Annotated in this window: 11 protein-coding genes; 1 reads left to right on the top strand and 10 read right to left on the bottom strand. The window is 69.5% G+C overall.

Features of this window, described 5'->3' with window-relative positions:
* Positions 1-37: 37 nt before the first annotated feature.
* The 10 genes from ACLJPX_RS32695 to eccD form a co-directional block, all read right to left on the bottom strand.
* Positions 38-1,135, bottom strand: coding sequence for a hypothetical protein (locus ACLJPX_RS32695; RefSeq protein WP_410604290.1), 1,098 nt, complete (start codon positions 1,133-1,135; stop codon positions 38-40).
* A 26-nt stretch (positions 1,136-1,161) separates the two neighbouring features.
* Positions 1,162-1,479: a hypothetical protein gene (locus tag ACLJPX_RS32690; protein ID WP_101606133.1), complete on the bottom strand. Its 318-nt coding sequence runs from the start codon at positions 1,477-1,479 to the stop codon at positions 1,162-1,164.
* 12 nt (positions 1,480-1,491) lie between these two features.
* Entirely contained in the window at positions 1,492-3,438 is a 1,947-nt protein-coding gene (locus ACLJPX_RS32685) for a hypothetical protein (protein WP_410604289.1), read from the bottom strand.
* A 4-nt stretch (positions 3,439-3,442) separates the two neighbouring features.
* Complete coding sequence (locus ACLJPX_RS32680) at positions 3,443-3,817, bottom strand: YbaB/EbfC family nucleoid-associated protein (RefSeq protein WP_101613017.1); 375 nt, start codon at positions 3,815-3,817, stop codon at positions 3,443-3,445.
* Positions 3,792-5,900, bottom strand: a complete 2,109-nt coding sequence (locus ACLJPX_RS32675; protein ID WP_410604288.1) for a hypothetical protein — start codon at positions 5,898-5,900, stop codon at positions 3,792-3,794. The genes ACLJPX_RS32680 and ACLJPX_RS32675 overlap by 26 nt, the downstream gene beginning before the upstream one ends.
* Before the next feature lie 6 nt (positions 5,901-5,906).
* Entirely contained in the window at positions 5,907-6,332 is a 426-nt protein-coding gene (locus ACLJPX_RS32670) for a hypothetical protein (RefSeq protein WP_410604287.1), read from the bottom strand.
* 32 nt (positions 6,333-6,364) lie between these two features.
* Entirely contained in the window at positions 6,365-6,667 is a 303-nt protein-coding gene (locus ACLJPX_RS32665) for a WXG100 family type VII secretion target (protein ID WP_410604286.1), read from the bottom strand.
* A gap of 34 nt (positions 6,668-6,701) precedes the next feature.
* Entirely contained in the window at positions 6,702-7,004 is a 303-nt protein-coding gene (locus ACLJPX_RS32660) for a WXG100 family type VII secretion target (RefSeq protein ID WP_410604354.1), read from the bottom strand.
* A 148-nt stretch (positions 7,005-7,152) separates the two neighbouring features.
* Complete coding sequence (gene eccB / locus ACLJPX_RS32655; RefSeq protein ID WP_410604285.1) at positions 7,153-8,547, bottom strand: type VII secretion protein EccB; 1,395 nt, start codon at positions 8,545-8,547, stop codon at positions 7,153-7,155.
* Between the two features lie 2 nt (positions 8,548-8,549).
* Positions 8,550-9,923, bottom strand: a complete 1,374-nt coding sequence (gene eccD / locus ACLJPX_RS32650) for a type VII secretion integral membrane protein EccD (RefSeq protein ID WP_410604284.1) — start codon at positions 9,921-9,923, stop codon at positions 8,550-8,552.
* Between the two features lie 122 nt (positions 9,924-10,045).
* Here eccD and eccCa point away from each other — a divergent pair, with 122 nt between their 5' ends.
* Positions 10,046-14,017 carry a type VII secretion protein EccCa gene (eccCa, locus tag ACLJPX_RS32645; RefSeq protein ID WP_410604283.1) on the top strand — a complete coding sequence of 1,324 codons (3,972 nt, stop codon included), beginning with the start codon at positions 10,046-10,048 and terminating at the stop codon, positions 14,015-14,017.
* Positions 14,018-14,410: the final 393 nt, after the last annotated feature.

Genomic DNA, 14,410 nt, shown 5'->3' with positions numbered 1-14,410 from the left:
GCCGCACGCCTACCCGGTGCTGATCACGCGAGTGACGTCAAGCCTGGCACTTGGCCTTCACCGTCGCCGCCGCGTGGTGCGCGTAGGTCTTGTTCGAGCCCGACCAGTCCCGCCCCCGGTTCAGCAGCTGGACGGCCAGCTTCGCGCCGTTGATCCGGAAAGTGCCGACGCTCACCCACCGGCCGCGGTTCGCGATCTGGTCGACCTGGAACGTCCCGACCGGAGTGCCCTTCTCCACCGCGAACCGGTCGTAGACGCGGTAAACCGACGGGCTGCCCCCGACGGCGGTGAGGTCGCCGTTCGGGATGAACACCGAGACCGTGCAGGTTCCGGTGGTCACGGGGCCGGTGTTGAACGTCCACAGTCCGTACGCGCTGGGGTCGTCCTTGTTCGCGTCGCCGGACATCGGGATGGACGCGAACGACGTGCCGCAGCCGCCGTTCCCGTGGTTCACCCAGCCCGCCTTGCCGTCGCTGTACGCCCCGACACCGGTGAAGCCGGTGCCCCCACCGCAGCCCTTGCCCGCCGTGCCCTCGTAGGACACCGTCTTGGCGGCCGCGGGCGGAGCGGGCGGACCTTGTCGCTGGGGCTGCTGCGCCGGTCCCGGACCGCCACCCGCGGCCGGGGCCCCGGGAGCGGCTGGGCCGGCCGGGGTTCCCGCTTGAGCGGGCGCGCCCGCTTGGCCGACGGGGGCGCCGTCGGCCGTCTGACCGGGGAGCGCTTGACCGGGCTGGGCACCCGGCTGGATCCCGGGCAGGCCACCGGAATTGTCCGTGGGCGGGGCCGCGACGCCCGGCACGAATCCGCCGCCCGGCGGGAGATCCTGCGCGTATCCGGCGTCTTTCGTTCCGTCACCGGGATTGTCGTCGCCCAGCAGCCCGCCGAAGGCCATCGGCAGGGCGACCAGCACGACACCGGCGACAGCCGCCGCGACGATCACCGGTTTGGGCATCCGGCCCGGCGCCGACCCTTCGGTCGCGGTGCTCGCGTCGACGACCGGGGGGACCGCGCCCGCGGCGACGGTCTCGGTGGCGGACGACGTCGATTCGTTGTCTGCCTTCGCTTCCGTGACGGCGGGTGCCGGTTCCGCCGCGGCGACCGCGACACCCGTGGACTGCTCTGCCTCCGTGGGCATGGTGTTCCCGCTTCCTTGGTCGTTCACTAACGCTTGAGACCTTTGTGGACGTTCACGACGTTCGCGCTCTCGGCCGCGGCGAGCTGGGCGGCCATGCCCTTGGTCACGTTGGTCTGGTTCTCGACCACCGTGCTGATCGAGGTGAAGGCGCCCTCGATCTTCGCCGCCGGGGCGTGGAGATTGCCTTTGATCTCCTCACCCATCTCGTCGTCGCCGCAGGCTTCGAGCAGCAGATCGACGCGGTCCTGGCCGAGTTCGCAGATCTGGTACATCTTCGCCGCGATCGAGCTGTATCCCTCGGCGATGACCTCCATGGCCCTCGGGTCCGCGCTGAAGTTCGCCATGGTCTCCCGTCCTCATCCGGTGGTGGTGCCCGTGCCGTGCCCGGCAGCGGGTTTCTGGCCGAGCCCGAACGTGTAGTCGCGTTCCGGGTTCGTGCTCTGCTGGACGCCCGCCCGCGACCGGCGTCGGCGTCTGCCCAGGACGCCGGGTGCGACCGTCGGGTCGGTGCCCCAGGTCTCCTCGTCTTCGGCGAGCCAGGTCGTCCGGTCGCGTTCGCCCTTCCCTTGACCCGCACCGCCGGGACCACCGGCCGTCGGCGGGTAGAACGGCACGCCGTTGCCCGAGGTGCCCTTGGGACCGCCGAGCGGCCCCTGCCCCGTGGCGGGCGGAGTCACCGTTTTCCCTCCTGGCGAAGGCACTTCCGGCGAAACACCGATCCGGCCACCGCCGAGCGATCCGGGTCCACTGTGGAAGTTCGACTGCGGGTCGTACCTCGACATCGTGATCGGCAGGGAGTCCGGCACGCGCAGCGGCGGCAACTGCGGAGGAGGCGTGCGCCGCAGCGACTTGAGATGCCGTTCCAGCGCCGACTCGCCGTTGTAGGTCTTCCGGACGCCCTCCGGCGGCGGATAAGGCTTGCGCAGCCTGTCTTTCTGCTCGAGATTCCCGGATCCCCTCGGACCGATGATCTCGCCGTTGCCGCTCACCCGCGAACCCGGCGGGACGATGATCGGCCTGCCGTCGGGGCCCAGCACGGGCTTGCCGTCGGGGCCGATGACGACGCCGTCCGGACCGACGTACGAACCGGTCGGCACCTTCAGGAACGGGTTCGTCCCAACGGGAACGGGAGGCGGCGGAGGAGGACCGGTCTTGATGAACGGCGGTGGAGGCGGCGGCGGTGCCGTGGACTTCTCGGTGACGACCGGCCCTTCGTCCTTGGCCGGGCCGTCTCCCCCGCCGGGGCCGGGCCCGCTGTCGCCCTGGCCACCGTCGCCGGTGCCACCGCCACCACCGGACCCGCCGGAAAGGTTCAGGTAGACCGGTGTCCGGATCTCAGGCAGGTATTGCCTGGCCGTCCAGTAGGCCGCCTCCAGCAGGCCGACCGCGCTGGCGCCCCAGCTGTCCACCAGGACGAGATGCTCGCCCCAGACCCTCTTCGCCGCCAGCTCCAGCTTCTCCCGCGGCCCGGTCTCGCTGAACTTGCCGCCGAGGATCTTGCTCGCCGGGGTGTTGTCCCCCACCGCGTCCGCGTAGTAGCTGTACGCCTCGTGGCTGTTGATGTCCTTGACCAGCGCGGGTGCCTGCCAGATCGCGCGGATCACCCCGACGGGGGTGGACAGGTCCCGTCCGGTCGCCGTGACCGGAAAACCCAGACCGGTGTCGTAGGTGAAGGAGTTGTCCCCCTCCCACATTTCGCGCCCGTCGTTGAGATATCCGGCGAAATGTTCCATCAGTTGCTTCGCGTCCCGCAGCGCGACCCAGGACGCGCGTTCCCGGCTCAGCTGCTCGATCAGGTTGACGCAGCGGTGGGTGAGCTTGTCCAGCACCGTCCAGAACGCTTCGGCCCCGGTGCCCTGGAAGTCGTCACCGCGGTGCCCGGTCTTGTCCCGCCAGGTCTGCAACGGATACAGCTGCTCGAACAGCAGATTCGCCGCCCCGCCCAGCGTGGCCGCCGCCCGTTCGAAGGTGGCCCTCTTGCCGATGTCGTTCGAATCGTCGCGCAACGAGTTCACGATCTTGTCGATGTTCGCCGAATACGTCGCCGCCAGCTCGGTCATTTCCGGGGTCGCGTCGGCGGTGGCGTAGTACGACGTGTACGCCGTCATGATCTCGGCGTGGAGCAGGTTCGTCGGCACCTTGTTGCTCGGGCCGCGGATATGCGTGTGGGTGCCCCAGGACAGCCAGGTCTTCTTGATGATGTCCTCACGCGAGGGCACGACGGGAAAGTTGGGTTCCGAGGAGAAGATGTTGAGCGCCTGCTCCCACACCCACGTCCGCGAGTCCGGACCGCCCAGGATCACGGGATCAGTCCCTTCGCCTGCCGAAGACGTCCGACGGCGCCTCGTTCCAGAGCCCCGCGAACGCCTTGTCGACCTCGGTGTTGCCCGTCATCGCCGCGCGGAGGTCGTCACGCTGGTCCATGAGCGGGCCGAAGACCTCCACCACCGTGTCCGCCATCTCCCGCCGGGCGCGGCCGAGGACGTCGACCAGGGTCCTGGCCAGTTGCTCGGGCGCCATGGAGCGGTACCTGGTGGTGTGGAACTTCATGCCCACCACGGTGTTCTGCGCGTCCACGGTCACGGTGACCAGGTGATCCGCGGAGGTCGCGGAAGTCGTCCGTGACGCGAGTTCGGCCTTCGCCGACTCGATCCGGTCACGCTGATCCTTCAGCGTGGCCATAGCCTGGTGAAGTTGATCCTCCAGCCAGTCGGCCATCGTTTCCTCCATGTCCGTAGTTGGTCGGGCCGCCGGTCCCGCGTCCCGCGAGCCGCCTGCCGCGTCTGCGGGCACCGAGCACCGACGGCGGGAGCTTCGGGTCGGTGCCCCAGGTCTCCTCGTCCTCGGCGAGCCACGTCGTCCGGTCGCGTTCGCCCTTGTTCTGGTCCGCGCCCGCCCCGGCCCCGCCGCCACCCGCGGTGGGCGGGTAGAACGGCACGCCGCCCATCCCGGTCTGTGGCGCGCCGGTGCCTTGCTGGTTCTTGATCAGCGACGGGCCGCCCTCGGTCGTCACCGGTTTCTCGGGCGGCGACACGGTAGGCGCGGACTTACCGTCGCCGTTCGAGCCGATCGACCCCACGTGCGGCGCCGAGCCCGATGATCCACTGTGGACACCCAGCGGACCGCCGGACGACATCGAGACCGACGAAGGCGCCCCGGACAGCAACGTCGGCATCGACGGGGCGTTGCTGCCGCGTAACGACTTCAAGTACTGGTCGAGCTCGTTCTGGGCGGGGCCGTCCTTCTTGACCGGCTCCGGCCTCGCCAGCCGGTCCTTCTCGGTGAGCTTGTCGCCCTTCGGGCCCAGGATGTCGCCGTTCGGGCCGATCCGGGAACCCGGCGGCACGACGATCTGCCGTCCGAACGGATCGAGCAGCGGCTTCTTGTCCGGGCCGAGGACGACGCCGTCCGGCCCGATCGTCGAGCCCGTCGGCGCCTTCAGGTTGTCGTCCGGTTTCGGGCCGACGGGTGGCGGCTTGTTCGGATTGTTCGGGAACGGCGGGTTGTTCTTGTCGGTCGGTGGCGGCGGGACAGGCGCCTTGGGTCCCTTGGTGTCCTTGTTCCCCTTGTCGTCCTTGGTGGGATCCGGCACCTTCGGCGGCCCGTCCTTGGACCCGGGCGGCGGCTTCGGCGGCCCGTCCTTCGAACCGGGAGGCGGCGGGGGCGGAGTCTGCGACCCCGGCGGAGGCGGCGGGGCGGTCGGCGGCGGCTTGTGGAGGTTGAGCCGCCTCGGTTCCCTGATCTGGGGCAGGAGAAGCGCCAGTTCGCTGTAGTTCGGGGGAAGGTCCTTCAGCACCGCCTGGGCGGCGACGTCCAGCGTCGTCGTCATGTGGTCGGTCCACAGCGCCTTCGCCGCGTCGATGAGCGCGTTCCAGAATTCGGGACTCCTGGCGTCCGCGCCGATGATGTCGCTCTTCGGGTAGCGGTCTTCGAAACCCCAATAGCTGTCGGTGGTCCTGTTCCGCTTCAGATCGGCGGTGAAGGCGTCACAGTTCCAGATCGCCGTCAGGCAACCACCCGGCCAGGCCAGCTGGCTGCCCTTCACGTCGAACTTCCCGAACTTGGCCGTATTGCAGGAAACCGGAGCATCCGACATCCACTTGGCATAGCCCTCGTGGAGCTTGTCGAAAGCCCATCGAAGGCCGGCGGAGGCTTCGTTCGCGCCCGTGGTCTCGGGGTTGTCCTCCGGGCTTTTCGTCTTCAGCTGGTCAGGACGCGTTCCCAGCTGGCTCACCAGGTTGTCGCACCGGAAGATCACGCCGTCCAGGACCTCACGGAACGCTCCGGCGCCGGTGCCCTGGAAGTCGTCGCCCTTCTTCCCGACCTTGTCCCGCCAGCCGCCCAGACCGGTGGACATCCCGCTGAGCAAGGTCTTCGTGCCGTTCAAGGCGTTGAACGCCTTGGTGAACGTCGACGGCTGCGCCACCGGATTGGTGTTGTAGTAGCCGTTCATGGAGTCGAGGATGTCGTTCATACCGCCGTAGTAGGCGGTCATCACCGGCCCGAACGCCTCGTAGTTCGCGCTGGCCACCGCCCAGAACTCTCTCGTGCTCGAGTAACTGTTGACGGTGTAGTCCCAGCCGCTCGGCCGGTAACCGTGGTAGTGCCGGGTGGACGACCAGACATCCCACTTGAGCCACTGCACGTCCATGACGGTCTCGCGAAGAGGCATCTTCTTGAGCTCACCCGACGGGCTGGTGCCGGTGAAGTTGTTGAGGACGTCCTCCCACGGCGTCTTCGTCCCTCCTGGAAGTCCGGAAGTCATCGCGGCTCAGCTCCCCGCGGGCGGCGGGGCGGGAGTGGTCGTGAAGATCTCGCCGAGCTGGCTCATGTTCAGCTCGGTGGACAGTTTGAGGTTCTCGTCCTCGCCCTTCTCCGCGATGTCCACCACGTACGAGATGTTCTCGTTCAACGTGATCAGCTGCTTCCGGATCGCCTCGACCTGGTTGTACAACGACGGCGCCGTCCCGGCGGGGGAAGCCTCGTACTTCTCGATCAGCAACCTGGCGGGCTCCCACGCCTCGGAACCCGCCAGCAGCCGCCGTTTCCCGGCGGCGCTGGTCAAGGTCTGGGCCAGCTCCGCGACGTTCGGATCCTTCACCAGATCGTCGACCATCTTCTGCAGGACCTTGTCCTGGAAGTCCCTCAGAAAACCGGGGGTGATCTTGATGTCGCCGCTGTCCGGCTTGTCCGCCACGCCCTACTCCTTTCCCCGCGACCGGCCTGGACCTAGATTCCCTGGAACTTCGCCCCGATGTTCTGGTCCGTGCGCGTGTAGTTCTCGAAGGACATCGCCAGCGTCTGGTGGCCCTTCTTGAATCGGTTTTCCATGGCGCTGGTCGTGGCGTGCCACTTGCGCTGCAGGTCCGTGTAGGACGTCGCGCCCTGACCGAGCCAGGTGTCGGTCATCGGCTTGATGGTCTTCTCCAGCTCGACCAGCGCGCTGTCGATCGCCTTGCTCAGTCCGACCATCCGCTCGGCAAGGTGCGGAAGGTTGCCGCTGACCGCGAAACCGTCGTAAGGGGTGGTCATGATCGTTTCCTCTCGGTACGGGGGATTACGCCGGTCAGGACAGTTCTTTGAGGACGCGGTCGCTTTCGCCGCCGAACGACGACAACGCGTACAGGTTGATCTCGTCCTCGGCGGTGTTCATCTGCTGGTCGCTCGCGCCGACCATTTCCTTGATCTCCGTGAGCAGCGCGAGAACCTGGACGTAATCGGTCTCCCACGCCTCGAGCTGGTTGAGGAAGGTCTGGGACGCCGCGCCCTGCCAGTCGTTCTTCAAGTCGGCCCGGACCGACGTCACGCCCCCGTGGATCCTCTTGCACTCGCTTTCGCAGTTCTCGATGGCCGAGAGGCCACCCTTCATGCCTGAGTCGGTCTTTTGGAAATGCGGCATGCTCATCGGTTGTCGTCCTTCCCGTGGTGTCGCTGACGCTCCAGGGCAAGCTCACCAACACCGGGCGCGGGAGACCACGCGGAACCACCGGCAGAAGTCGGGTCGCGGGTTCCTCCGGTCAAGAACCGCAGGCGGTGGCCGCGGGCAGGACCGCACCCCCGTCACGCAGCACGGACGGGTCCAGCGCGGCCCCGGTCGGCAGCAAGTTCAGCAGGGTCGTCGGCAAGCCCTTGGCAGCGGAAGGTTCGAGGGCGAGCGCCTTGGCTCCTTCGGGAGGAACGGGATACTTCACGCCGGTGTCGGTCACCAGGAACAGCGCGTCGCCGGGCCTCCCCGACGCGGCCGTCGCCTTGACGAGGGCTCCGGAACCCGGCCGCACGGCGATCCGGTCGACCCGCACACACGGCGCGGCGACACCCGGCTGGCTGAACGGCGGCTGCCCGGCACCGGAAAGCCGGTCGGCGACCGCGACCTGCGTGCGCGGCGAGTCACCGTCCGGAGTGACGAGCGCGCACAGAGCCTGTCCACTGTGGAGGGTGGTCGCCTTCGGCGGTTTCAGCGGTGGCGGCGGTTCGGACGGGGACAGATGCTCGCTGACCACCCGGCCGGGCAGCGACGCCACCGCGACCTCCCCGCCGCCGTAGGCGAGACGGCGGACCTCCGGATCGACGGTCAGCAGCCGCGCGTCGAGCTCCGAGATCGGCCGGAGCCCGGACCGTGTGAGCACGTAGGGCTGCGCCGGCTCGCCCGCCACCGTGTACAGCCTGCCGACAGCGCCGAGGCCGGGCACCTCGGCGCCGAGGCCGTCGATCGCGGGCGGCCCGAAGTCCGGCCCGGCGGGCAGCGCGTCGAGCAGCGCCGATGACGCCTTCACCGGCTGCAGGACCCCGTCCAGCGCGTCGAGCGCTCCCCGCGCTGTCGTCACGCGATGACGTTTGCCGCGCCACAGCAGGAAGTTCGCCCCGTCTTCGGTGACGACCACGACCGCGGCGTCGTCGCCGAGGGGGTTCGCGGTGACCCCGCCCACCCGCAAGGTGGCAGGCCCGGACTGGTCGCGGCCCGCCGCGGCGCACACCTCCCACGGGTCGGCCGCGAGTGACGGCAGCGAGTCGGGCGCGCCGATGATGCCCAGTGGATCACCGCGGGGCACGTCCTTCAGCGACGCTTCGGCGACGTGCTTCACGACGAGCTGCTTGCCCGCGACCAGTTTGGCCGAGGCGTAGTTGAGGACCGGCAGCAGTTTGCCGCCCGCGTAGAGGAAACGCGCCCCGGACGAGTCCGCGACGACCAGTGCGCCTTCCACCCGCCACGACTTGTTGCCGCCCGGTGAGACGAGGCCGAACACCAGCATGCCGAGGCAGGCGAGAACGGCGATCAGCACGCCGATGACACTGCCCCGGTACGTCCGCTGGAGCGGGCTCTCCGGCGCGTCCGGATCGACCCGCAGCAGCGCCGACGAGAGCCTGCCCTGCATGAACTTGTGCGCCTGGACCTGATCGGTCTTCGAGTTCACGATCAGCCTCCGAGACCGCGAATGAAGGCGAAGACGCCGAGCAGCCACAGGGCCAGCGGCAGCAACGAGACCGCCGCGAGGGTTTCCGCGAGATCCGCGAGCCTGCCCCACTGCGGCAGCATCCTCCGGCCGGGAAGCGTCCACCTGGCCACGATCAGCACGGCCGCGAGCAGGAACACGCCCGCCACCATCGGCAGCGGGGTCGCCGCGTCCAGTTGCGAGGCGAGCAGCAGCCGCAGCACGGCGTAGACCCCGGGCACGATCACCGAGAGACGCTGCCACACGCTGCCCAGCGCACGGCCGTGCACCAGCAGCAGGGTGCTGAGCACGGCGGTGAACGTGGTGGCCTGCCATGAGCCGTCCCGCACCACGAATTCGATCGCGACGACGCAGGAGACACCGATCGCGGTGAACAGGGCGGTCACGAAGGAGTCCGCGATCCGGCCCTTGCCGACGACCTCGTCACCGGCGTGCGGTTCGAGTTCCTCCTGCAGTTCGCGGGCGCTGGTGGGCAGCCCCGGCAGCCGCAGCCCGGCCAGCCGGAAGGCGATCCGCGGCACGAACGCGCCGAGCAGCACGGCGACCACCGCGATGATCGTCGCCGACGCGGCGGCACTCGCGCCGCCGAGCATCAGCACCAGGCCACCGGAGGCGCACAGCAACCCGAGTGTGGCGACGGAGATGAACACCGGTGCGGCGCCCGCCACCGCGGCGAGCCCGAGCGCGGCCGCTCCCGCTCCCGCCACGCAGGCCGCGAGCAGTCGCGCGCCGGTGAGCACCGTGCCCTCCGGTCCACTGGGGACGATCGAGCCCGCGAGCCCGACGAACGGGACCGCGGCCAGTGCCAGCGCGAGCGCCGCCGTCGAGTCGCCGAGCGCACGGGCCGCGGTGGCCGAGCAGACCAGCAGGAAGACCGCCGCGGCACCGGCCGCCACCAGCGTCGGCCACGACGTCGGGGCCGACACCAGCAGCGCGAACGCGAACGCGACGAACGCCAGGACGCAGCCGAGCATCGTCCAGCGCGTCGCCTGCGGGCTCCACGAATCGGCACGGCCGCGGGCCTCGGTGGACAGCCCGTCGATGATGTCGTCGAAGTGGACGGTCGGGAGCTGCTCGCGGCGGGGCCGCAGATGCACGGTCTCGCCGTCGCGCAGGTTGAGCGAGTCGACGGTGGATTCCTGGTCCAGCGGTGGCTCCCCGAGCCGCTGCAGCGTCCAGCCGTCGTGGTCCACCCCCTCCTCCGCCAGCTCGCTGCCCGCGTGGCCGAGGATCGTCGGCATCAGGTCGATCAGGGGGATGTCCACCGGAACCGCCAGCTCGAAGCAGGCGGACGGGGCACGGACCCGGAGTTTGCACAGCCCTGAAGTGGTCGCCATGACATACGCCTTCGTTTCGGCGACCGACGCGCGGGATCACGAGTGAACCGTCGCGTGGTCGGATTTCGTCACCTCTTGTGGAGCCGCCACCACAGCGCGTCCGAGAGGGAAGGAATCCGGGCTTGAGTGTAATCACATTCCGCAAGGGGCCGCGACGGCCAGGACCGGAAATGCCCGAGGGCGAGCTGAGCATCCAGGAACCGCCGACGCTGCCCGAAGTCCAGCGCAGCGCCGGCGCGGTCATGATGTACCTGCCGATGGCGCTGTCGTCGACGGCGACCGTGCTGCTGTTCGTCCGGCCGGGCGAGAACGGCGCGTTCAGCTACCTGGCCGCCGGGCTGATGACGGTGTCGTCGATGGCCATGCTGGTCGGACAGCTCGGCCGCAGCGCGGGCGAACGCAAACAGAAACTCAACGACGCCCGGCGCGACTACCTCCGCTACCTGGCGCAGTCCCGGCGCAAGGTCCGTGAAGTGGTCGCCAGCCAGCGGGAAGCCCTCGCCTGGCGCCACCCCGATCCGACGTCGCTGTGGTCGTTGCCCGGCACGTCGCGGATGTGGGAACGCGACGCGCAGGACGAGGACTTCGGGGAGATCCGGATCGCGAGGGGCCCGCAGCGCCTCGCCTGGCGGCTGAACCCGTTGTCCACCAAGCCCGTCGACGATCTGGAGCCGCTTTCGGCGCACGCGCTGCGCCGGTTCATCCACGCCTACGGCACCGTGGACGGCCAGCCGGTCGCCGTGTTCCTGCCGTCGTTCGCCCGGATCCTCGTGCGGGCGGAAGGCGAGGACCGCGAACCGGTCCGGGCGCTGGCGCGGGCGATGATCGCCCACCTCGCCGTCTTCCACTCCCCCGCGGAACTGCGGATCGTCGTGCTCACCTCGCCGGAACGGCGGGCGGCGTGGGAGTGGGTGAAATGGCTGCCGCACAACCTCCACCCCAGCGAGACCGACGGCGCGGGCGAGGCCCGGCTCGTCCTGGAATCGACCGCCGAGCTGGAAAACGCGCTCAGCGACGAGTTCGCGACCAGGCCGGGGTTCGATCCCGACGCGCTGCCGGACAGCCACGAACCGTGCGTGATGCTGTTCGTGGACGGCGCCACCGTGCCGCCCACGTCGAGGCTGGCCGGCGACGGCTACCGCAACACGACGCTCGTCGACCTCTCGTCCGCACTGTCCGAAAAGGACGATCAGCAGACACTGCGGCTCCGGCTCGAAGGCGGGATGCTCAAGCTGATCACGGTGGACCAGCACAACAAGGAGGTCGCGGGCGATCTCGGACGGCCGGACGGGATCGGCCTCAACACCGCGACCGCGCTGGCGATGCGGCTGGCACCGTACCGGGTCGGCGCGCGGCAGCGGTCGGCCGAACCGATGACCGCCAACTTCGACCTGACCGCCATGCTGGGCATCGCCGACATCCAGACCTACGACGTCGCCGCGGGGTGGGCCGCGAAACGGCCCGGCGGCAGGCTCCGCGTACCGCTGGGCGTCGGCCCGACCGGCGCCCCGGTCGATCTCGACATCAAGGAATCCGCCCAGTCCGGCATGGGCCCGCACGGCATGCTGATCGGCGCGACCGGATCCGGGAAGTCGGAACTGCTGCGGACCCTGGTGCTGGCGCTCGCCCTGACGCATTCCTCGGAGATCCTGAACTTCGTCCTGGTGGACTTCAAGGGTGGCGCGACGTTCCTCGGCCTGGACGGCCTGCCGCACACCTCCGCGGTGATCACCAACCTCGCCGACGAGGCCGCGCTGGTCGGCCGGATGCGCGAGGCGCTCAACGGCGAACTGGTGCGACGGCAGGAACTTCTGCGCAAGGCGGGCAACTACAGCTCCGCGCTGGACTACGAACGCGCGCGGGCCAACGGGACCCCGCTCGATCCGCTGCCCACCCTTTTCCTGGTGGTGGACGAATTCAGCGAGCTGCTCTCGGCGCACCGCGACTTCATGGACCTGTTCATCATGATCGGCAGGCTCGGCCGGTCGCTGGGCGTGCATCTGCTGCTCGCCTCCCAGCGGCTCGACGAAAGCCGGATCCACCAGCTGGAATCGCATCTGTCCTACCGGATCGGCCTGCGGACGTTCTCCGCGATGGAGAGCCGGGGCGTGCTGGGCGTGCCGGACGCGTACCAGCTCCCGTCCGATCCGGGCAACGGTTTCCTCAAGAGCGGCACCGCGGCGCTGGACCGGTTCAAGGCGGCCTACGTCTCCGGTCCGCACCGGGTGGTGCGCCGGAACGTGGAACAGGCCGTTGTCGCACAACAGATCGTGCCGTTCACGTCGAAGTTCACCGCCCGCCGCGAACCCGAGCCCGAACCGGTCCCGGTGCCCGAAGCCGAGCCGGAAGGCGCGGTGCAAAGCCTGCTGGAACTGGCCGTCGACAGGCTCCGCGACAGCGGTCCCCCGGCACACCAGGTCTGGCTGCCGCCGCTGGACGCGCCCGGCTCACTGGACGAACTGCTGCCGTCGCTGGTGGAAACCGTCGAACGCGGCCTCAGCGCGGAAGCCTGGTCCGGCCGCGGCGCGCTGACCGTGCCGATCGGCCTGGTGGACCGGCCGTTCGAGCAGACGAGGGATCCGCTGCTGGTCGATCTGGCCGGCAGTGACGGTCACGTCGCCATCGTCGGCGGGCCGCAGAGCGGCAAGAGCACGGCACTGCGGACCCTGATCACCTCGCTCGCGCTGACGCACACCCCGGCCGAGATCCAGTTCTACTGCCTCGACTTCGGCGGCGGAACGCTGTCGAGCCTGCGGAAACTGCCGCACGTCGGCGGGGTGACCGGACGGCTGGACGTCGAACGCATCCACCGCACCATCGGTGAGGTCACCGCGCTGCTGACGCGCCGGGAGCGGTTCTTCACCGACCACGACATCGACTCGATGACCACCTACCGGCGCAAACGGGCGGCGGGCGAGTTCGCGGACCAGCGGCACGGCGACGTGTTCCTGGTGGTGGACGGCTGGTCCACCATCCGGCAGGACTTCATGGATCTGCTGCCGACGTTCGTCGAACTGGCCTCGCGCGGGCTCAACTACGGCATCCACCTGATGCTGGCGTCGAGCCGGTGGAGCGAGATCATCAGCGCCGTCCGGGACCTGGTCGGCACCCAGCTCGAGCTGCGGCTCGGCGACCCGGTCGACTCGGTGATCAACATGCGCGCCGCGGCGACCGTCCCGAAGATCCCCGGCCGCGGCCTCACCGACAAGGAACTGCACTTCCTCACCGCCCTGCCGTCGATCGACGGGGTCGCGGGCGACGTCTCCGAACACGTCGAGACCCTGGTGAGCCGGATCGCGGCGGCGTGGACAGGCCCGTCCGCTCCCCCGGTCCGGATGCTGCCGGTGGTCCTGGACCGGGCCGAACTGCCCGAGCCGGACGCGGACGTGCGGCTCGCCCTCGGCCTCGACGACCAGCGTCTCGAACCGCTGTGGCACGACTTCGAGGACAACCCGCACCTGATGGTCGTCGGGGACGTGGAATCCGGGAAGACGAACCTGCTGCGGCTGGTGATCGACGGCATCACCCGGCGATACGGCCCGCAGGAGGCGCGGATCATCACCGTGGACTACCGCCGCGGCCTGTACGACGCCGTCCCGCAGGAATACCGGCTGGGTTACGCGGTGTCCGGCGACTCGGTGGCGGAGATGATCGACGGCGTCGCCCGCGCGGTGCACACCCGGATCCCGGGCCCGGACATCACCCCGGCCCGTCTGCGGCTGCGCGACTGGTGGACCGGACCGCAGGTGTTCGTGGTGATCGACGACTACGACATGGTCGCGTCCTCGTCGAACGCGCTGTTCCAGCAACTGTTCGATCCGCTGGCCCAAGGGAACGCGCTCGGCCTGCACCTGATCGTGGCCCGGGGCGCCAACGGCATCGGCCGCGGCGCCAACGATCCGCTGCTGCGGCGGCTCACCGAGGTCAACACCCCGGTGATGCTGCTGTCGTGCCCGCTGTCGGAAGGCATGGTGTTCGGCGAAGTCCGGCCGCGCGTGCTCACTCCCGGGCGGGCGCAGTACGTCACGCGGCGCGGGACGACCGTGGTGCAGACCGCGCTTTCCGCGCACGAATCGGAGCTCGTCACGAAATGACCGGCTCGCCCTCCCCCGCCGCGACCCCCGGCAGCGGTGGAGGGTCACCCCGGCGGCTACCCCAGCCGCCGACGCGGAGCCCCGGGACCGGTCCTGCCCCCGGGGCTCCGCCCCTTTCCCGACGCGGGCGCGCAGCTGGCCCTGAAGTACGTGAAGGACTCCTTCCCTACCCTGAAGGTAGGGAAGGAGTCCTTCACGTACTGCCGGTGTGATCCCTGGTGGCGCGGTCCTTGCGACTCGCCCAACCGCCCGCCACCTCCGCATCATTGTCCTGAAGGCCCCCTTTGAGACGGTCAACGTCTCAAAGGGGGCCTTCAGGACACGGGGAAACGTCGCGGTCGCCCGGTTCTCGCGCGACTGCTTCGAGGTCGATGTCCCCAATGCGGCATTGGA

The sequence above is a fragment of the Amycolatopsis sp. lyj-90 genome (assembly GCF_046549035.1).
GTDB lineage: Bacteria > Actinomycetota > Actinomycetes > Mycobacteriales > Pseudonocardiaceae > Amycolatopsis.
Note: the sequence above shows the minus strand (reverse complement) of the source record. Positions and strands in the feature narration are given on the sequence as shown.